The 18,986-nt window shown below is 72.4% G+C and carries 19 protein-coding genes; 7 read left to right on the top strand and 12 right to left on the bottom strand.

What is annotated here, in order from left to right; translation table 11 throughout:
- Positions 1 to 52 precede the first annotated feature (52 nt).
- On the bottom strand, positions 53 to 607 hold the full coding sequence (locus tag QFZ75_RS27370) for a MarR family winged helix-turn-helix transcriptional regulator (RefSeq protein ID WP_373465952.1): 555 nt from the start codon (positions 605 to 607) through the stop codon (positions 53 to 55).
- Positions 608 to 722: 115 nt separating this feature from the next.
- Here QFZ75_RS27370 and QFZ75_RS27375 point away from each other — a divergent pair, with 115 nt between their 5' ends.
- Positions 723 to 1,238: a YceI family protein gene (locus QFZ75_RS27375; RefSeq protein WP_307541008.1), complete on the top strand. Its 516-nt coding sequence runs from the start codon at positions 723 to 725 to the stop codon at positions 1,236 to 1,238.
- An 8-nt stretch (positions 1,239 to 1,246) separates the two neighbouring features.
- Here QFZ75_RS27375 and QFZ75_RS27380 read toward each other — a convergent pair whose 3' ends face one another.
- The 6 genes from QFZ75_RS27380 to QFZ75_RS27405 form a co-directional block, all read right to left on the bottom strand.
- Complete coding sequence (locus tag QFZ75_RS27380; protein ID WP_307541010.1) at positions 1,247 to 1,594, bottom strand: hypothetical protein; 348 nt, start codon at positions 1,592 to 1,594, stop codon at positions 1,247 to 1,249.
- Entirely contained in the window at positions 1,591 to 1,974 is a 384-nt protein-coding gene (locus tag QFZ75_RS27385) for a MazG-like family protein (protein WP_307541011.1), read from the bottom strand. The genes QFZ75_RS27380 and QFZ75_RS27385 overlap by 4 nt, the downstream gene beginning before the upstream one ends.
- 21 nt (positions 1,975 to 1,995) lie before the next feature.
- A complete protein-coding gene (locus tag QFZ75_RS27390) occupies positions 1,996 to 2,562 on the bottom strand; it encodes a DoxX family membrane protein (RefSeq protein WP_307541012.1) in 567 nt (188 codons plus the stop codon).
- Positions 2,563 to 2,689: 127 nt separating this feature from the next.
- A complete protein-coding gene (locus tag QFZ75_RS27395; protein WP_307541014.1) occupies positions 2,690 to 3,382 on the bottom strand; it encodes an ABC transporter ATP-binding protein in 693 nt (230 codons plus the stop codon).
- A gap of 57 nt (positions 3,383 to 3,439) precedes the next feature.
- Positions 3,440 to 4,924 carry an ABC transporter permease gene (locus QFZ75_RS27400; protein ID WP_307541015.1) on the bottom strand — a complete coding sequence of 495 codons (1,485 nt, stop codon included), beginning with the start codon at positions 4,922 to 4,924 and terminating at the stop codon, positions 3,440 to 3,442.
- Between the two features lie 434 nt (positions 4,925 to 5,358).
- Positions 5,359 to 6,168 carry an SDR family oxidoreductase gene (locus tag QFZ75_RS27405; RefSeq protein ID WP_307541017.1) on the bottom strand — a complete coding sequence of 270 codons (810 nt, stop codon included), beginning with the start codon at positions 6,166 to 6,168 and terminating at the stop codon, positions 5,359 to 5,361.
- A gap of 151 nt (positions 6,169 to 6,319) precedes the next feature.
- Between QFZ75_RS27405 and QFZ75_RS27410 the strand changes: the two genes are divergently transcribed.
- On the top strand, positions 6,320 to 7,966 hold the full coding sequence (locus QFZ75_RS27410; RefSeq protein WP_307541019.1) for an alkaline phosphatase: 1,647 nt from the start codon (positions 6,320 to 6,322) through the stop codon (positions 7,964 to 7,966).
- Between the two features lie 240 nt (positions 7,967 to 8,206).
- On the opposite strand, the gene QFZ75_RS27415 is transcribed toward QFZ75_RS27410, so the two are convergent.
- Complete coding sequence (locus QFZ75_RS27415; RefSeq protein ID WP_307541021.1) at positions 8,207 to 9,220, bottom strand: Gfo/Idh/MocA family protein; 1,014 nt, start codon at positions 9,218 to 9,220, stop codon at positions 8,207 to 8,209.
- A 143-nt stretch (positions 9,221 to 9,363) separates the two neighbouring features.
- On the opposite strand from QFZ75_RS27415, the gene QFZ75_RS27420 reads away from it, so the two are divergent.
- The 4 genes from QFZ75_RS27420 (at position 9,364) to QFZ75_RS27435 (ending at position 13,762) form a co-directional block, all read left to right on the top strand.
- Positions 9,364 to 10,692, top strand: coding sequence for a multidrug effflux MFS transporter (locus tag QFZ75_RS27420; protein WP_307541023.1), 1,329 nt, complete (start codon positions 9,364 to 9,366; stop codon positions 10,690 to 10,692).
- Positions 10,644 to 11,822, top strand: coding sequence for a serine hydrolase (locus tag QFZ75_RS27425; protein WP_307541025.1), 1,179 nt, complete (start codon positions 10,644 to 10,646; stop codon positions 11,820 to 11,822). The genes QFZ75_RS27420 and QFZ75_RS27425 overlap by 49 nt, the downstream gene beginning before the upstream one ends.
- An 83-nt stretch (positions 11,823 to 11,905) precedes the next feature.
- Positions 11,906 to 12,907 (top strand): small ribosomal subunit Rsm22 family protein, encoded by a 1,002-nt coding sequence (locus tag QFZ75_RS27430; RefSeq protein ID WP_307541027.1) that lies wholly within the window; start codon positions 11,906 to 11,908, stop codon positions 12,905 to 12,907.
- 240 nt (positions 12,908 to 13,147) lie between these two features.
- Complete coding sequence (locus QFZ75_RS27435) at positions 13,148 to 13,762, top strand: TetR/AcrR family transcriptional regulator (protein ID WP_307541029.1); 615 nt, start codon at positions 13,148 to 13,150, stop codon at positions 13,760 to 13,762.
- Here the strand turns inward: QFZ75_RS27435 and QFZ75_RS27440 are convergent.
- Complete coding sequence (locus QFZ75_RS27440; RefSeq protein WP_307541031.1) at positions 13,741 to 14,619, bottom strand: glycerophosphodiester phosphodiesterase; 879 nt, start codon at positions 14,617 to 14,619, stop codon at positions 13,741 to 13,743. The genes QFZ75_RS27435 and QFZ75_RS27440 overlap by 22 nt on opposite strands.
- A gap of 169 nt (positions 14,620 to 14,788) precedes the next feature.
- Between QFZ75_RS27440 and QFZ75_RS27445 the strand changes: the two genes are divergently transcribed.
- Positions 14,789 to 15,520: a bifunctional DNA primase/polymerase gene (locus tag QFZ75_RS27445; protein ID WP_307541033.1), complete on the top strand. Its 732-nt coding sequence runs from the start codon at positions 14,789 to 14,791 to the stop codon at positions 15,518 to 15,520.
- 107 nt (positions 15,521 to 15,627) lie between these two features.
- Here QFZ75_RS27445 and QFZ75_RS27450 read toward each other — a convergent pair whose 3' ends face one another.
- The 3 genes from QFZ75_RS27450 to efeB form a co-directional block, all read right to left on the bottom strand.
- Positions 15,628 to 16,551, bottom strand: coding sequence for a hypothetical protein (locus QFZ75_RS27450; protein ID WP_307541035.1), 924 nt, complete (start codon positions 16,549 to 16,551; stop codon positions 15,628 to 15,630).
- A 156-nt stretch (positions 16,552 to 16,707) separates the two neighbouring features.
- Entirely contained in the window at positions 16,708 to 17,562 is an 855-nt protein-coding gene (gene efeU / locus QFZ75_RS27455) for an iron uptake transporter permease EfeU (protein ID WP_307541037.1), read from the bottom strand.
- Between the two features lie 3 nt (positions 17,563 to 17,565).
- The gene (efeB, locus tag QFZ75_RS27460; RefSeq protein WP_307541039.1) at positions 17,566 to 18,978 is read right to left on the bottom strand and encodes an iron uptake transporter deferrochelatase/peroxidase subunit; all 1,413 of its coding nucleotides are present in this window, start codon (positions 18,976 to 18,978) and stop codon (positions 17,566 to 17,568) included.
- Positions 18,979 to 18,986: the final 8 nt, after the last annotated feature.

Here is an 18,986-nt window from a genome sequence, read left to right on the forward strand (position 1 = left end):
CGGGAGTCCGACCGGCCCGGCCGTCGGTACGGCTGCCGGCGCGCCCGTCGGCCTAGCTACCGCTGCCGCTGTGGCCGTCGCGGTGGCCGGCGCCGTGATCGTCGGTGTCCGGGGCCGCCGGCAGCAGATCGTGGAGCTGGGTGAACCGCTGGGCGCACGCCGTCCGGGCGATGGCCTGTGAGACGGCGTCGGCCAGCGGGCCCGTGGACTCGCTCAGCAGCCGGCGGGCCTTCTCCGTGAGCGCCACCTCTATGCCGCGCCGGTCGCCGCACGCCGAGTTCCTGGTGACCAGGCCCGCGTGCTGCAGGCAGGCCACCTGATAGGTCAGCCGTGTCTTCGGGCGGCCCAGCAGCTCCGCGATCCGGGTCATCCGCAGGCTGGCGCCGGGCTGGTCGGCCAGCAGGCACAGCACCAGGAACTCGTCGTGCGAGACCCCCATGGCGTCCTTGACGCGTGAGCGCAGCTGCTGCTCGATCGTCCCCGCCGCCGCCAGCAACCGCATCCAGGACCGCAGTTCCACCGGCAGCAGACCGTCCTCGGGCTGCTCGGCGGGGGTGGGGGAGCCGGAGGCGGCGGATGACGCAGAGGAGGCGGAAGAGGCGGTCATGATGCCCCAGTCTACCGGTTGTTCATTTTTGGATGACCCGCTAGCGTGTGGTCGTCCCATGGTCATCCAAATTTGGATTACTGATCCGTCCGACCGCACCTTCAGGAGAAATCCCATGACCGTCGCTGTGAAAACCGGCCTGTGGCAGCTCGACACCGCCCGCTCCACCGTCGCGATCAAGCACAGGACGATGTGGGGCCTGGTCACCGTGAAGGGCGTTTTCGGCGATGTCACGGGTCAGGGCGAGGTCCGGCCCGACGGCGGCGCGAGCGGCACCGTCACCCTGGGCGCCGCGTCGCTGGACACCAAGAACACCAAGCGCGACACACACCTGCGCGGTCCCGACTTCTTCGATGCCGAGCGGCACCCGACCGTCGTCTTCGCCGTCCACGACGCCGCGCTCCGCCAGGACGACACCGTCGCGATCAGCGGTGAGCTGACCGTCCGCGGTGTCAGCCGGCCGCAGTCCGCCACCGCCACGCTCACCGAGTCGAGCGCCGACGGGGTCACGCTGACCGCGGAGTTCACCGTGGACCGGGACCAGTTCGGCCTGGGCTGGAACCAGCTGGGCATGCTGCGGGGGCTGACGACGGTCACGTCGACGCTCCGGTTCACGCGCACGCCCGCCTAGGTCCCGGCTCAGCCGTCCTTTCCGGTCGCCCTCCGGGCCGGTGGGTCGGCGTCGAGTTCGGCGAGGTGGTGTTCCCAGCGCTCCCGGCGCTGGGCCGGCGACTGCTCCCACCACGGTGTGCCGCGTTCCCCGAGCGCGACCTTCGCGTGCTGTACGCGGGCGCGGGCGGCGCGCTCGGCCCGCTCGTCGCCGGCGGTGGTCGCCGAGCGCACCGCGCGGCGCGCCGCCATGAGGTGCTGCCGCAGCCGGGCCGAGACGTCCTCGGGGAGGGACGGGTCGGTGGCCCGCCACTTCCGCCCCTTGATGACGACGTGATGCCCATCGGGTGTCTTCTCCGGCGTGCTGTGTGCGTTCACCTGGGCGATCCCGGCTGTCCGGTCCCGCTCGCGGGAGCCGGTCCGGGTCCGGGCCCGGTGGAGCGGTCCGTCACGCGTGCCAGGTGCGCGGAGAAGACCTCGCGGGCGTCCGGCGAGAGGGTGCGCAGGGCGACCGCGGCCGTGATGATCACGTCGCAGAGCTCGGACCGTACGTCGTCCCAGGTGTGCGACGTGCCCTTGCGCGGGTTCTGGCCGGTGGCGCCGATGACGGCCTCGGCGACCTCACCGACCTCCTCCGAGAGCTTCAGCATCCGCAGGAGCAGCGTCTCCCGCGGCGGGCGGGCCGGCTGGGACCGTGCCAGCCAGTCCTGGAGGTGCTCGATGGACTCCCAGAAATCGTCGAGATCGTCGGCGCTCATGGGATCCAGACTGCCCGACGGCTACGAGTTGTACCTCGCGCCCTCCTCGTCGAACAGCTGCTCCTGCGCGTCCTCCTGCTGCCGGCGCACCCGCGCGTACCGCGCCCCCACCACCGCCACGGTCGCCGCGGCCGTTCCGGCGAGCGCGGCCGGCACCATCCAGCCGCGGTCGAACCTGTGGCCGAAGACGTGGTCGAGGGAGATCCGGCCGGGGCCCGTGACGGCCAGGCCCGCCGCCGCGAGTCCCAGGTACGCCGCGTGCTCGTACCCGCCGCTCTGCGCGAAGAAGCCGTTCGGCGCGTGGACCGCGGAAGCGCCCGCCATCGCCCCGGCCGCCGCCGCCCCCGCCGCCGGGGTCGCCAGGCCCAGCGCGAGGAGCGCGCCGCCGCCCGCCTCCGCCAGGCCCGCGGCGGCGGCACTCGCCCTCCCGGGTGCGTACCCGATCGACTCCATGAACTCGCCGGTCCCGGCGAGCCCGCCGCCGCCGAACCAGCCGAAGAGCTTCTGCGCCCCGTGGGCCGCCAGGACTCCGCCCGTACCGAGGCGGAGCAGCAGCAGTCCCAGATCACGTCGGTCGAAAGCTGTCACGGTCCCGTCGCTCCTCGCTGTCCGCACCCGTACGGTCCCTGCCGGCCCGTACGCACCCGCCCACCGTCGCACCGAAGGACCGACCGAGCCCTCGTCCGCGCCGCCAATCGGGTGGCGGGCGGCTCCGTCACCCCGCGGGCACCGGTTCCTGTGCGGTCAGGGAGATGCGGCCCTCCTCGATCGTCGCGACCCGGGGTGCGCGCCGGGCGATCGACGAGTCGTGCGTGACCATGACGAACGTCAGCCCGTGCTCGCGCCACAGCCCTTCGAGCAGGGCCATGATGTCGTCGCGGGTGCCCTCGTCGAGGTTGCCGGTGGGTTCGTCGGCGAGCAGCACCTTCGGGTTCTTGACCAGCGCGCGGGCGATCGCGACCCGCTGCTGCTGACCGCCGGACAGCTCACCGGGCGCATGGGTGAGGCGGTCGCCGAGACCGACCGAGCCCAGCGCCCCGGCGGCCTTCGCGCGCCGCTCGGCCGGCCTGACCCCGAGCGGTACGAGGGCGGTCTCGACGTTCTCCTGCGCGGTGAGCGTCGGGATGAGGTTGAACGACTGGAAGATGATGCCGATCTTTTCCGCGCGCAGCCGGGTCAGCCGGGCCTCGCCGATGGACGCGAGGTCCACGCCGTCCAGTTCGACGCTGCCGGAGGACGGACGGTCCAGGCCGCCGATCATCTGCAGCAGCGTCGACTTGCCGCCGCCGGTGGGGCCCTGGATGACGAGCTGGTCGCCGTCCTCGATGGTGAGGTCGACGCCGCGCAGCGCCTCCACGGTCTCCTTGCCTCTCGTGTAGTGCTTGGTGACGCCGGTGAGCTTGTACATAGGTCTTCTCCGTACCGAGCCGTGGTGTTGGCGTGCCGTGGTGTCGGGGGTGGTGGGTTACGACACGCTGCGCAGCGCGTCGGCCGGGCGCATCCGGGAGGCGCGCCAGCCGCCCATGGCGCCGGCGATCAGGCCGCCCGCGACCGCGAGGCCCACGGCGAGCGCGATGGTGGTGACGGAGACCGGCGCGGACAGGGCGATGTCGAGGGTGCTCGACGCGCCCTGCCCGCCGCGGCCGCCCCCGCCCGGTCCGCCGCCACCGGGTCCGCCGCCCTGGCCGCCCGTGGCGCCGAGCTCGGCCGTGAGGGTCGGGCTGACGGCCGTGACCGCGTACGCCGCCGTCAGCCCGAGGGCGATGCCGAGTGCTCCGCCGAGCAGGCCGTTCACGACCGACTCGCCGACGACCTGCCGGGTGACCTTGCGGCTCGGCCAGCCGAGCGCCTTCAGCGTGCCGAATTCCCGCACCCGGCGGCTGACCGCCGACGAGGTGAGCAGCGCGGCGACGAGGAACGCGGCGGCCAGCACCGCGATCGAGAGCCACTTGCCGACACTCGTCGCGAGGTCGGAGGCCGTCGACAGCGAACCGGAGACGGTGTCCGCGAGATCGGCCGAGGTCGTCACCGTCGTGCCCGGGATGTTCTTCTGGATGGCCGACTTGACCGCGTCGATCCGCTGCGAGTCGGACGCCTTCACATAGATCGTGGAGATCTTGTTCTTGGCGTCACCGAGTGTCTGGGCCTGCTTGAGCGGCAGGTAGACGTCGGTGGTGGAGTCGCTGCTGTCCGGCGTCGCGATCCCGATGACCTTGTACTCGGTACCGGAGATCTTGACGCTCTCGCCGACGGTGTACTTGTTCTCCTTGGCGTACGACGTGCTGAGCACCGCGACCTTCGCGTCGGTCTGCGCGGCCGTGAACGTCCTGCCCTTGCTGATCTTCGTGGTGGCGAGCGGACCCAGCTCCTGGTCCGTGACGTCGACACCCGAGACGGAGTACGAGTTCACGTCGAAGGAGGCGCCGCCGCCCTGCACCTGGGGCTGGCCGGTCGAACCGCCGCCGCCCGTACCGCCGGGGCCGCCGCCCTGGTCCTGCGAGCCCTGCGAGGAGGTGTCGGTCCTGGCCTTGCCCTGGGTGAAACTGCCGTCGACCTTCGTGACGTTCAGGGTCAGCGCGCCCACCGCGCTCGCCACGTCCTTCTGCGCGGTGACCTTCCGGACGAGGGAGGACGCGAGCGTCTGACCGCCCTGTGCCGTCACGCGGTCCGAGCTCTGCTTCTCGTCGTCGTCGGAACCGGCGTCGAATTCGAAGGTCGGTCTGCCCGACTGGTTGCCGCTCCCGGAGGGCGCCTCCCTGGCCTTGGTGACCGTCATGTCGGTGCCGAGGCCGTACAACGACTGCAGGACCTTGTCCTGCGCCTGTGCCATGCCGGCCGACACCGAGTTGACGGTGATGACCAGCGCGATTCCGAGCGCCAGACCCATGGCGATGACCAGAGCCGACTTCTTGCGCCGGCTCAGCTCGCGCTTGAGATAGATGCCAAACATCCCGTTCCCTAAGGTTCTTGGCGCCCGCTGTGGGCGCTGCCACAAGCTATGGACGAACCTTTGAGGAACCCTGAGCAGGGAATGTGCGAGAGCTGAGAATGCGGGCCCGGACATCGGAATTCTCTGAGCGGGCCGTTCATGGGCAGCCGTTCCGGGCGCCGGACCGTGATCCCGCGTGGCGCGGAACCCCCTCCCGACCGGCACCGGAACGGCTGCCGCCCTCCCCCTGGATGTGGCACGGAAGACCAGTGTTCCAAGTGTGAAGTTCTGGTGGAGAAGAGGCGATCATATGCCTCCCAGCGCCCGGAATGAACCGGACCAACTACTTCCACTTGTGCAGATCGCGGATCGCGGTCCCGGGTGCTTCCGGTGTTCCCAGTGCTTTCGGTGCCGTCGGTACCGCCGGTGCTGTCGCAGCGCCCCGCCGGTGGGGGTCATCCCCGGCCCACGAACGGCATACCGCTGGCCAGCACCGTCGCGAACTGCACGTTCGCCTCCAACGGCAGCTCCGCCATGTGCCGCACGGTCCGCGCCACGTCCGCCACGTCCATCACCGGCTCCACCGCCACCTCCCCGTTCGCCTGCAGCACCCCCGACCGCATCCGCTCCGTCATGTCGGTGGCCGCGTTCCCGATGTCGATCTGCCCGCAGGCGATCCGGTACGGCCGCCCGTCCAGCGACAGCGACTTCGTGAGGCCGGTCAGCGCGTGCTTGGTCGCCGTGTACGCCGCCGAGTGCGGCCGGGGCGTGTGCGCCGAGATCGAGCCATTGTTGATGATCCTCCCGCCCTGCGGGTCCTGCTCCTTCATCTGCCGGTAGGCCGCCTGCGCGCACAGGAACGCCCCGTCGAGATTCGTGCCGACCACGTGCCGCCAGGCGTCGTACGGCAGTTCCTCGAACGGCACGCCGCCGGGCCCGAACGTGCCCGCGTTGTTGAAGAGCAGGTCCAGCCACCCGAACCGTTCCCGCGCGGCCGCGAAGAGCGCGGCCACCTCCTCGGGCCGCGAGACGTCGGCGCGCACGCACAACGACGTGCCGTCTTTCCCGGCCGGCCCGTCCGCGTCCCGGGGCGGGCCTTCGGCGAGACCCGCCCGCGCGAGCGCCGCCGTCTCCTCAAGCCGCTCGGAGCGGCGCCCGGCCAGCACCACCGACCAGCCGGTGCGCAGCAGTTCCACGGCCACGGCACGACCGATTCCCGAACCCGCGCCCGTCACGACGGCGATCTTCGTTGCGTTGGCGTCCATGGCCCCGCAGCGTACGGGAGGGGGTCGGCAATCCGCCGTATCCGCGATGTGGAACTCATACGTCCGACATCTGGGTGTTGTGTACCCGACAGTCCACCGTTGACCCTGGCCACTCCAATACCTCGTACAACAACCGTCAGGGGAGGGCCAGATGTCACTCGCAGGCCATCAGCAACCTTCGCAGCACGCCCCCGAACTCCGCGCCGCCGCCCGTCACCTCGGCCGCCGCCGCTTCCTCACCGTCAGCGGCGCCGCCGCCGCGCTCGCGTTCGCCACCAACCTGCCGACCGCGGGGGTGGCCGGTGCCGCCGAGTTCGACGCGGCGAAGATCACCGAGAACCCGTTCACGCTCGGCGTCGCCTCCGGTGACCCGCAGGCCGCCTCCGTGCTGCTGTGGACCAAGCTCGCCCCCGCCCCGTACCAGGCCGACTCGGGGCTGCCGCCGGAACGCGTCTTCGTACGTTGGGAACTGGCCCACGACGAACGGTTCAAGCACGTCGTCAGACGCGGGGCGGCCATCGCCCACCCCGAGTTCCACCACTCCGTGCGCGTCGAGGTCGGACACCTCGACCCCGACCGGGTCTTCTACTACCGCTTCAGGACCGGCAGCTGGATCAGCGAGACCGGCCGTACCCGCACCGCCCCGTCGTCCCGCGCGCACGTCGACGAGCTGCGGCTGGCCGCGGTCTCCTGCCAGGCCTACCACGACGGGTACTTCACCGCGTACGGCCACCTCGCCGAGGACGACGTCGACGTGGTCTTCCACGTCGGCGACTACCTCTACGAGTACGCGGTCGACTCCGTGGGCGGCGCCCGCAACTACACCGACCGCGTGCTGCCCGACCTCTTCAACCACGAGACGATCACGCTGGAGGACTACCGCCTGCGGTACTCCCTCTACAAGACGGACCCCGACCTGCAGGCCGCGCACGCCGCCCACCCCTTCGTGGTCACCTGGGACGACCACGAGATCGAGAACAACTACGCGGACGGCATCCCCGAGAACTCCGTACCGCCGGAGGAGTTCCTGCTGCGCCGCGCCGCCGGGTACCGGGCCTACTGGGAGAACCTGCCGCTGCGCCGCCCGCAGCGGCCCGAGGGCGCCGACATGCGGCTGTACCGCCGGCTCGACTGGGGCCGGCTCGCGCAGTTCGACATCCTCGACACCCGGCAGTACCGCTCGGACCAGGCGTACGGCGACGGGGCGGACGTCCCCGGTCCCGAGTCGGACGATCCGGCGCGCACCATCACCGGCTCGGCGCAGGAGCGGTGGCTGATCGACGGCTGGCACGACTCGCAGGCGCTGTGGAACGTCGTCCCGCAGCAGGTCATCTTCTCCCAGCGCAAGTTCGACCTGAACCCGCCCTCCAGGATGTCGATGGACGCGTGGGACGGCTACCGGGCCTCGCGGGCGCGGGTGCTGGCGGGTGCCGAGGCGGCCGGGATCGAGAACCTGATGGTGTTCACCGGGGACGTCCATGTCGCGTACGCCTTCGACATCAAGGACGACTTCGACGACCCCTCGTCCCGGACACTGGGGACGGAGATCGTGACGACCTCCGTCACCAGCGGGCGGGACGGGACGGAGAAGCCGGCCAACTGGGAGACGTACATGGCCGCCAATCCGCACCTGAAGTTCTACAACGGACGGCGGGGGTACACGACCGTGTCGCTCGGGCGGGAGATCGCGCGGGCCGACTTCAAGACGGTGCCGGCGGTGACGACGCCGGGGGCGCCGATCACCACCGCGGCGTCGTTCGTCACCGAGGTGGGTGATCAGGGGCTGAAGCCGGCGTAGGGCTCCGCCCGGTCTGCGGTGGGGGTGGGGGTGGGGTGCGTGTTCGTTGTCGGCCGCGGGGGTGTGGTGGCTGGTCGCGCAGTTCCCCGCGCCCCTGAAGGGCGAAAGGCAAAAGACTGCGCAGTTCCCCGCGCCCCTGAAGGGCGAAGGACATAAAGACTGCGCCGTTCCTCGCGCCGCTGAAGGGCGAAAGGCAAAAGACTGTGCCGTTCCCCGCGCCCCTGAAGGGGCCCGGCCCCTCTAGACGGTCTCGTTCGGGTAGGTGACGCCCACTTCCGCTCTCACCGCGTCCAGGGTGCGCATGACCGCCAGGGTGCCGTCCAGGGGGACCAGTGGGGACTCCGTCTCGCCGGACCGCAGGCAGCGCATCACCTCCACCGCCTCGTGCTTGAGGCTCGCGCGGGTGCCGTCGGTCGCGTCGGCCGTGTACTCCTGCGGGTCACGGCCGTCGCGGTGCAGGACGAAGCGGTCCGAGTGGAAGAAGCCGTACGGGATGTCGATACGGCCCTCGGAACCGGTGACCGACGCGGAGGTCGACGTGCCGCCCACCAGGGAGCAGTGCAGCGAGGCGAGCGCGCCGCTCCCGTACGAGAGCAGCATGCCGGTCTGGAGGTCCACGCCCTCCTCGGAGAGCACCGCTCTCGCCGTCACCTGGGCGGGCTCACCGAGCAGCAGGTGCGCGAACGACACCGGGTACACCCCCAGGTCCAGCAGCGCGCCCCCGCCCTGCGCCGGGTCGCGCAGCCGGTGGGTGGGAGGGAACGGCCCCGAGAGGCCGAAGTCGGCCTGCACCGTGCGGACCTCGCCGATCGCCCCGTCGTCGACCAGCGCCTTCAGCTGCCGGACCAGCGGGTTGCAGTACATCCACATGGCCTCCATCAGGAAGCTCCCGCGCTCCTTCGCGAGGTCGACCAGCTCCTGGGCCTCGCGCGCGTTCAGCGTGAACGCCTTCTCGCACAGCACGTTGCGCCCCGCCTCCAGGCACAGCCCGGCCGCCGCCCGGTGCGCCGAGTGCGGAGTCGCCACGTACACGACGTCCACCTCCTCGTCCGCCGCCAGGGACTCCCAGTCGCCGTACGCCCGCGGGATCCCGAACCGCTCCGCGAACCCCTTCGCCGACTCCTCGGTGCGCGACGCCACCGCCACTACCTCGGCGTCCGGCAGATCGATCAGGTCCGCGGTGAACGCCGCGGCGATCCCACCGGTCGCCAGCACACCCCACCGCACGCGTTCCCCCGTCACCCCGACAGCCATGCCCGACCCCTCGCTCCGTGCCGCCGACGACCCCGACGGCCCCGACGGCGGTGGACGTACGCCCACCGCTTCGACCACCTGTACGAGAGCACCCGTACGAGCTGAGAGCATAGGTGGCGGATCACACGGACAGGGAGGGGCACATGCCCGAGCGGGACCAGGACGGCACGAGGGCGCCCGTACCGGGCACGACGGTGACCGAGGAGAGCGCGACCGCCGCGGCGGTGCCGCCGGTACCGCCGCCGGCCGCCCGCCGCTCCGTCGGGCTGCTGGTCACGCTCGTCCTCGGCGGCCTCACCGCCGTACCGCCGCTGTCCATGGACATGTACCTCCCGGCGCTCCCGGAGGTCACCGACGCGCTGCACGCGTCCGCCGCCACCGTGCAGCTGACGCTCACCGCGTGCCTCGCCGGCATGGCGCTCGGGCAGCTGGTCGTCGGCCCGATGAGCGACAAGTGGGGCCGCCGGCGCCCGCTGATCGCCGGACTGCTCGTCTACATCCTCGCCACCGCCGTCTGCGCCCTCGCGCCCACCGTCGAACTCCTCGTCGCCTTCCGGCTGCTGCAGGGCCTCGCGGGCGCCGCCGGGATCGTGATCGCGCGGGCCGTCGTACGCGACCTGTACGACGGCGTGGACATGGCGCGGTTCTTCTCCACCCTCATGCTGATCTCCGGCGTCGCGCCGATCGTCGCGCCGCTCATCGGCGGACAGGTGCTGCGGATCACCGACTGGCGGGGCGTCTTCCACGTCCTGACCGTCATCGGCATCGTGCTCACCGCCGTCGTCTGGCGGCTGCTGCCCGAGACACTCGCGCCGGCGCAGCGCCACGACGGCGGCACCTTCGAGGCCCTGCGCACCATGCGCGCGCTGCTCGCCGACCGCGTCTTCACCGGCTACATGCTCACCGGCGGCTTCGCCTGCGCGGCGCTCTTCGCGTACATCTCCGCGTCGCCGTTCGTGATCCAGGAGATCTACGGCGCCTCCCCGCAGACGTACAGCATCCTCTTCGGCGTCAACTCCGTCGGCCTGGTGATCGTCGGCCAGGTCAACGGCAAGATCCTCGTCGGCCGGGTCGGCCTCGACAAGGTGCTCGCGGTCGGTCTCGCGGTCATCACGGTCGCGTCGGCGGCGCTGCTCCTGATGTCCGCCGGGGTGTTCGGCGAGGTGGGGCTGGTGCCGATCGCCGCCGGACTGTTCGTCCTCATGTCGGCGATGAGCCTGTGCATGCCCAACACCAACGCGCTCGCCCTCATGCGCACCCGGCACTCCGCGGGTTCCGCGTCCGCGCTGCTCGGCACGTCCTCCTTCCTCGTCGGCGCGCTCGCCACCCCCCTGGTGGGCATCGCCGGGGAGCACACGGCCGTCCCGATGGCCGTCGTCCAGCTCGTGTGTTCCCTGGTGGCCGTCGGCTGCTTCATGGCACTGTGCCGTCCCTGGCGGAAGCAGGCGGAAGCGAAGGGAGCGGGGAGCTGAGCGCACCGAGACTGCGTCCCGGCACGGCGGAGCGCGCCGGGCTCGACCCCGGGGAACTCGACCGTCTCGTAAGGGAGTTCCGCGGGCTCACCGACGGGGACCGGCCCTGGGCCGCGGGCGCCGTGCTGGTCGCCGGGCGCGGGCCCGTGGTCGCCGTCGAGGAGGCGGCGGGCTGGGCGGTGCGCCACCGCGCCTACGACGAGGACGCGGACGCGGGAGTGGAACTGCCGCGCCGGGAACGGGTGCCCACCACCACGCGCACGCCCTTCGACCTGGCGTCCCTCACCAAGCTGTTCACGAGCGTCGCGGCCGTGCAGCAGCTGGAGCGCGGCACGCTGGGCATCGACGCGCGCGTGGGGGCGTACCTGCCGGGCTTCACCGCCGCCGCGGAGTACGGCATCACCGTGCGGCACCTGCTCACCCACACCTCGGGGCTGCGTCCCGACCTCCCGCTGTACGACTGCCCGGACGACAGGGCGCGGCTCGCCCTCCTGCGGGCCGAGAAACCGGTGACGGCGCCGGGCGGCGCGTACGGCTACTCCGACCTCAACATGCTCCTGCTCCAGCAGGTCCTGGAACGCATCACCCGGCGCCCGCTGGACGCCCTCGTCCGGGACGGCATCACCCGGCCGCTCGGCATGACCGCCACCGCCTTCGGGCCCTGCCCGGGCGCGGCCGCCACGGAGGACCAGCGGCGGCCCTGGGCCAAGGCCGACCGGGGCATGCTGCGCGGGGTGGTCCACGACGAGAACGCGTGGGCGCTCGGCGGAGTCGCGGGCCACGCCGGCCTCTTCTCCACGGCGGGCGACCTGGCGGTCTTCTGCCGCACCCTCCTCGCGGGCGGCTCCTACGGCACCGCCCGCATCCTGGGCCCCGACTACGTCGAACTGCTCCTGTCCCCGCCCGGCCTCGGCTTCGCCCTGGACCGGCCGTCGTTCATGGGCGCCCTCGCCGGGCGCGGAGCGGCGGGCCACACGGGCTTCACGGGCACGTCGCTGGTGCTGGACCCGTCGACCGACACGTTCCTGGTGCTCCTCGCGAACACGGTCCACCCGCGCCGCCGGCCCGCCGACCACGGGCCCCGGGCGGCGGCGGCCACACGGCTGGCCAGGGCGGTCCGGGGAGCGTGAGGACGCCTGCGGGGTACGTACGGGCGCGTGCGGGGTGCCCGCGGGGTGCGCCGAGGCCGGTACGGGCCTCGTAGACTCCCCTCGTGAACGCCCCTGTCTCCCACGCCTCCGCCGGCTCCCCGGCCGAGATCCTGCGCGCCGCCCTCGCGGGACTGCTCGACGGACTGCCTCCGAAGGTGGCCGCGCAGGCCGTCGACCGGCTGATCGCGAACTACCGGGGCACCACCCCGACCGACGCCCCGATCCTGCGCGACCGCGCGGACGTCGCCGCGTACGCCGCGTACCGGATGCCCGCGACCTTCGAGGCCGTACGGGCCGCGCTCGACGCCTTCGCGGACGCCGTGCCCGAGTGGGTGCCCGGCAGCCACGTCGACGTGGGCGGCGGTACGGGCGCGGCGACCTGGGCGGTGAACGCGACCTGGCCCGAGGAACGGCCGGTGACCGTGCTCGACTGGGCCGACCCGGCGCTCGCCCTGGGCCGCGAACTGGCGTCGAGCAACGCGCTGCTGCGGTCCGCCGAGTGGCGGCGCTCCCGGATCGGAGCGGCGCTCACGATCGGGAGCAGTGATCTCGTCACGGTGTCGTACGTGCTCGGGGAGCTGACGGAGACCGCGCGCGCCGAGGTCGTGGACGCCGCCGCGGCCGCCGCGCAGGCCGTCGTGATCGTCGAGCCCGGGACGCCGGACGGGTACGCCCGCGTCATCGCGGCCCGCGACCGGCTCATCGGGGCCGGGTTCCGGGTCGCCGCGCCCTGTCCGCACAGCGCCGCGTGCCCGATCGTGCCGGGGGAGGACTGGTGCCACTTCTCGGCGCGGGTGAGCCGGTCGTCGCTGCACCGGCAGGTGAAGGGGGGCTCGCTGGCGTACGAGGACGAGAAGTTCAGCTATGTCGCGGCGACGCGGTTTCCGGCTTCGCCGGTCTCCTCGCGGGTGGTGCGGCGGCCGCAGATCCGTAAGGGGCAGGTGCTGCTGGATCTGTGTTCGACCGGGGAGCGGATCGTCCGCTCGACCGTGACGAAGCGGCAGGGGGCCCTCTACAAGGAGGCCCGGGACGCGTCCTGGGGCGACGGGTGGCCGCCGGCGTAGTTTCCTCGCCCCCGCCGCCCCTTCCCGTCCCGTCCCTGGGGGCTGCCGTCCCCAGACCCCCGCAATCGCGCTTGCGCGCTCGTCCTCAAACGCCGGACGGGCTGAATTTTTCAGCCCGTCCGGCGTTTGAGGACCGGGGGTTCGGGGGCGGAGCCCCCGAGGTCGGGACGGGAAGGGGCGGCGGGGGCGGAGAACGTTCTGGCGAGACGCGTCGTCTTGCCCGGCTGGTAGGTTCGGTGCATGCCCCCCGACTCCACCCGCCGCAGCGAGAAGTCCCGCCGCGCGATCTACGCCGCCGCCCTCGCCCTCGTCGGCGAGATCGGTTACCCCAGGACCACCATCGAAGGCATCGCGGCCCGCGCGGGCGTGGGCAAGCAGACCATCTACCGCTGGTGGTCGTCGAAGGCCGAGGTCCTCATGGAGGCCTTCGTCGACCTCGGCGCCCAGGCGGCCGAGGCGGCCGGGGCCGAAGGCTGGGCCGAAGACGACGGCATCCCCGACACCGGCGACCTGGAGGCCGACCTCAAGACGGTCCTGCGCGCCACCGTGGACGAGCTCAACGACCCGCGGTACGACGCCCCGGCCCGCGCGCTCGCCGCGGAGGGCGTGAGCGACCCGGTCTTCGCGCGGGAGTTCGTGGCCACCCTGCTCATGCCCTCGCTGGAGCTGTACGCACGGCGCCTGCGGGCGGCCCGGGAGGCCGGCCAGGTACGGCAGGACGTGGACCCGTACATCGCCCGCGACCTCTTCGTCGCGCCGCTCGCGCAGCGCTGGCTGCAGGGGACAGGCCCCCTCGACCACGCGTACGCGAACACGCTCGTCGAGTACGCCCTCTACGGCATCGCCCCTCGCTGACCCCTGGCCCGCGTCAGCGCACGGGCGCGGGCACGGGCACGGGCCAGGCGTCCCGGCGCGTCCGTGATGACGCCGTCGCAGCCGAGCGCGAGGACGCGGTCGCGCTGCGCCGGCGTCACCACCGTGTGCGCCCACACGCGGGGGATGCCGGACCGCACGGCCCGTACGAGATCGCGGTCGCGGGCCCGGTGGTCCACGTCGAGGACGTCCACGAACGGCCGCCACCGCTCGGGCCGGTCCGTACGCATCTGCCGGGCCGAACGCCACAACTGCGAGAGCAGGCCCATCCGGTGGGTGCGCAGGGCCAGCGCCGGGTGGTTGGAGTTGACGAGCACCGAGCGGGTGAGGCCGCGCTCCCTGAGCAGGGCGGCGACGGCCCCTAGGCTCCGCGGGTCCTTGGCCTCCAGCATCAGCACCACCCGCCCGCCGAAACGGTCCAGCACCTCGGCGAGCGTCGGCGGCCGCTCCGAGCGCCAGCTGCCGGGCAGCGCGGCCCGGGGGCGCAGCCGGACCCCCTGCCAGTCGTGCCGGTCGAGGGCGTGCACCGGACCGCCCGTGTAGGTCGTGCGGTTCAGGGTGGCGTCGTGCATGACCACCATCGTGCCGTCGCGCAGCATCCGGGTGTCCAGGTCGAGGACCTGGGCCGTGCCGCGCTCGTACGCGGCCATGAGTCCCGTCATGCTGTTCTCCGGAACCTCGCGGGCGCCGCCGCGGTGCGCCGTGTAGACGACGCGGGGCAGCGCGGACACCGTGAGGGGGCCGGCGCCCCATTCCAGCGGGGCGACCGCTCCGCCCTGTCCCGCGAGGGCCAGGGACGTGAGACCGGCGATACCCGTCAGCGCAGTCCGTGTGACCATGCCGACACCGTAGGCCGGTAAATCGCATCAAAGTATGCAATGACACTCGATGAGCCCCGCGGGCGGGCATCGCCCCGTCCACCCCGGATGCGGGCTCCGGCCCCCCGGGGCGCAGGATGGTGGCAGCATGGAACAGGCAGTCCCGCACAACAGCCAGGCAAGGGGATCGATGAGCGCAGAGACGGACGGCCGCTCCGGCGGGCAGGGCAGGATCTCCCAGTGGCTGCGCGGCCGGCGCCCACGACCGGATGCCGCGGACGACTCCGCGGGCCGTGAGGAACTGCTGCTCGCCGCCGCCGGAGCCGGACTGCCGCTCGCGCCCGCCGCCCATCCCTCCGCGTACCGGTGCTCCTGCGACCGCGTCGGGTGTCCGACCCCCGCGCGTCACCCCGTCTCCTTCGCCTGGCAGACGCAGTCCACGACCGACCGCTCGCAGATCGAGCGGTGGGCGCGGCACCAGCCGCTGGCCAACTTCATCACCGCGACCGGCATGGTGCACGACGTGCTGGACGTGCCGGTGGAGGCCGGGCGGGAGGCGCTGGAGCGGTTGCTCGGCTCGGGGATCGAGGTCGGGCCCGTCGCGTTGTCCGGGGACGACCGGATGCTCTTCTTCACCGCCACGCGGGGGACGCCGGAGGACGAGGACGAGTGGTGGCCGTGCGAGCTGGACTGCCATCCCGAGACGATGGACGAGCATCCGGGGCTGCGGTGGCACTGCCGTGGGTCGTACGTGCTGGTGCCGCCCGCGCGGCTGCCGGGGGAGCTGACGGTGCAGTGGCTGCGGGGGCCCGAGCATCCGTTGCCGGATCCGCTGTCGTTGCTCGAGGTGCTGACGGACGAGTGTGCGCGGTATGTGGGGGGAGAGCGGGAGCAGGCGGCCGCCTGGCCTTTGCGGGGGTGACCCCCGTCGGGGCGGTCGATCGTCTGCGGGTGCGTTGTGGCTGGTCGCGCCGTTCCCCGCGCCCCTGAAGGGTGAAAGGCAAAAGACCGCGCCGTTTTTCGTGTTTCCTATTCGCCCTTCGCCGCTGTCAGGCCCTGGATCCGGCTCACGAACCGGACCTTGGGGTTCTGGGCTGATCGGAGTGGGTTCAGGACCGCCTGGTTGCTGGTCGACTCCAGGGTCAGGGACTGTTTCGGGTCGCCCGCCATCAAGGCCTTCACGTCGGCGTTGGTGACGTTGATGGGGACGCCGGGGGCCGCCGTCTGCTTCTGGTAGTGGCGGGTGGTGAAGAAGACCAGGGCGCCGCCGTCCGCGGTGCGCAGGCCGACCGGGGCGTAGTCGCCGGCGGCGAGCGGCTCGTCGATGTACTGCTGGGCGAGGCCGGGGCGGGCCGCGTTCTTCTTCCGGTCGGAGCGCCACCGGGTGGTGTGCGCGCCGGCCGCGAAAGCGTCGCCGCCGTCCTTGAGGTAGGCCGCGTACCGCTGCGGGAGCTTTCCCGGAGCGACCGCCAGGTCCGCCGCGTTTGCCGCGACCGGCTGGGCCCAGCCGTCCTCGTCCTTCGCGAACTCCGGTATGTCCTTGGCGGCGGCGATCGTCAGGTACGACACCTGCCACAGCTCGTTCGCGTCGCCGCGGGTGAACACCAGCAGCCAACGGTCCTCGCCGCGCCCCTTGTTGGCCTTCGAGTCGGTGACGAACCAGCGCGGCCAGCCCGCCTTCTCGGGAATGGTGAACTCGGTGTCGGTCAGTTCGAGGGGCACGTAGTTCGGATTGCCGCCCGGCTGGTTCTTGCCGCCGGCCCGCAGTTTCGCCCCGTCGATGTCCCCGAGCGCGCCCGTGACCCGGTCCGCGTCCAGGGTCGGGTCGTTGGCGCCGTTCGCCTTGTTGTAGGCGGCGGTGAAGTCCGACAGGGCACGCGCCGCCTCGGACTTCGTGGCCCCGGGGAGGATCTCCCGTTCCCCGTGCACCACCACGCACCCGCTCGCCGTCACCGACAGCACGGTCACCGAAGCCGCCGCCAGCGCGCTCCGGCCAAGACCACGAGGCCTCCGAGGCCTACGAGGGCCGCGATCCCTGCTCATCGAGTCCCGTCACCTTCCGCTTCCCGAATCCCCGAATCCCGGAGGCGAACCCTACCGCGACCGGTCTCACGCCTCCTCGCGCACCGGCGCGGATGCCCCGGCCGCGCTCCGGCCGGACCGCGGCCGCGAGGGCGCCAGGAAGAAGGCCAGCGTCGGTACCAGGTACGCGATCCACACGAGGACCTGGACGACCGTCGGATCGGGCTGGAAGTTGAAGACGCCCTTCAGGAGCGTGCCGTACCAGCTGTCCGGCGGGACGGTGGTGCTGATGTCGAAGGCCTTGTCCGTCAGGCCCGGCAGGAAGTCGGCCTCCTGGAGGTCGTGCACGCCGTACGCGAGGACCCCCGCGGCCACCACCACCAGCATGCCGCCGGTCCAGGTGAAGAACTTGGCGAGGTCGATCCGCAGCGCCCCGCGGTAGAACAGCCACCCCAGGACCACCGCCGTCAGGATGCCCAGCAGCACGCCGATCAGCGGACCCTGCGTGCCGTCGTTCGACGCGCGCACGGACGCCCACACGAACAGGGCCGTCTCCAGGCCCTCCCGTCCGACGGCCAGGAAGGCGGTCGCCACCAGTGCGCCCGTGCCCATCAGCAGGGCCGCGTCGAGTCTGCCGTGCAGTTCGGCCCTCAGGTGCCGGGCGGTGCGCCGCATCCAGAAGACCATCCACGTCACCAGGCCGACCGCGACGATCGACAGGGAGCCGCCGAGCGCCTCCTGTGCCTCGAACGTCAGCTCCTGGGACCCGAATTCGAGCGCGAAGCCGAAGGCAAGGGCGAGCCCGACCGCGACGCCGATGCCGGCCCAGACGGGCTTCAGGGCGTCCCGGCGGCCGGTCTTCACCAGGTAGGCGATGAGGATGCAGACGACGAGGCTCGCCTCGAGCCCTTCACGCAGGCCGATCAGATAGTTGCCGAACACGGCCTACGCCTCCTTGGAATTCGTACCGGCGGAATTCGTACCGTCGCCGGGAGCCGCCGCGAACAGCGCACGGCCCCACCAGTCGTCCCTGTCGCGGACGCCGGGCGGGATCGCGAACACCGCCGAACCCACGTGCTGGATGTACTCGTTGAGCGAGTCGGCCGCCAGGCTCCGCTGGACCGGGACGAAGCCCTTGCGCACGTCCCGCTGGTAGGCGAGGAAGAACAGGCCCGCGTCCAGGCGGCCGAGCCCGTCGGTGCCGTCGGTGAAGGAGTAGCCGCGGCGCAGGAGGGTGGCACCGGCGTTGGTGTCGGGGTGCGCGAGCCGTACGTGCGCGTCGGGCTTCATCGCCTTCAGGAACGGCTCGTCGCGTTCCTTCGCCCGGCCGACGGGGGCGCCCTCGCCCTTGTCACGGCCGAAGATGTCCTCCTGCTCCTGCAGCGAGGTCCGGTCCCACGTCTCGATGTTCATCCGGATGCGGCGGGCCACCAGGTACGAACCCCCCGTCATCCAGGCCGAGTCCGGGCCGGTGTCCGTGTCCTCGACCCACACGAACTTCTTCAGCCGGCCGGTCTCGGTGCCCGCGATGTTGCGGGTGCCGTCCTTGAAGCCCATGAGGTTACGGGGGGTCTGGGCGTCCGGAGTGGTCGACGAGGTCTTGCCGAAGCCCAGCTGGGACCAGCGGATGACGACCTTGCCGAAGCCGATCCTGGCGAGGTTGCGGATCGCGTGCACGGCGACCTGCGGGTCGTCCGCGCAGGCCTGCACGCACAGGTCGCCGCCGCTGCGGGCGCGGTCGAGGTTGTCGCCGGCGAACTTCGGCAGGTCGACGAGGGCTTCGGGGCGCCGGTCCGCGAGGCCGAACTTCTCGAACAGGGAGGGGCCGAAGCCGATGGTCAGGGTCAGCCGGGACGGCTTGAGGCCGAGCGCCTCGCCGGTGTCGTCCGGCGGCGCCTCGGCCAGTCCGCCGTACGCGCCCTCGCCGACCGCCTGCCCCGCGGTCAGCCGCCGGGCCGCCTCGGTCCAGTCCTTCAGCAGCTGCACGAACACGGCCCGGTCGGTCGTCCGCACGTCGAACGCGGCGAAGTGCAGCCGGTCCTGCACGGGGGTGGCGATGCCCGCCTGGTGCACACCGTGGAAGGCGACCGCCGCACCCGACTCCGCGGCGGCCGGCTGGGTGTCGTCGCCCGCCCGGGCCACCGCCACGGCGCCACCGGCCGCGGCGGCGCCCAGCGCGAGCCCGGCACCGCCCCAGCCGAGCACCGAGCGCCGCGAGGGAGCACCCGCGGCAGCCTGCTCGGCCACCGTGGATTCCCCTGCCGCCGCGGCTCCCCCGGCCACCGGGCGCTCTTCGCCCGCCGGCTGCTCCCCGGCCGCCGCGACCTGTCCGGTCTTCCCGGAGGGCGTGTCCGTCATGGCCGTCC

This window comes from Streptomyces sp. V3I8, assembly GCF_030817535.1.
Taxonomy (GTDB): domain Bacteria; phylum Actinomycetota; class Actinomycetes; order Streptomycetales; family Streptomycetaceae; genus Streptomyces.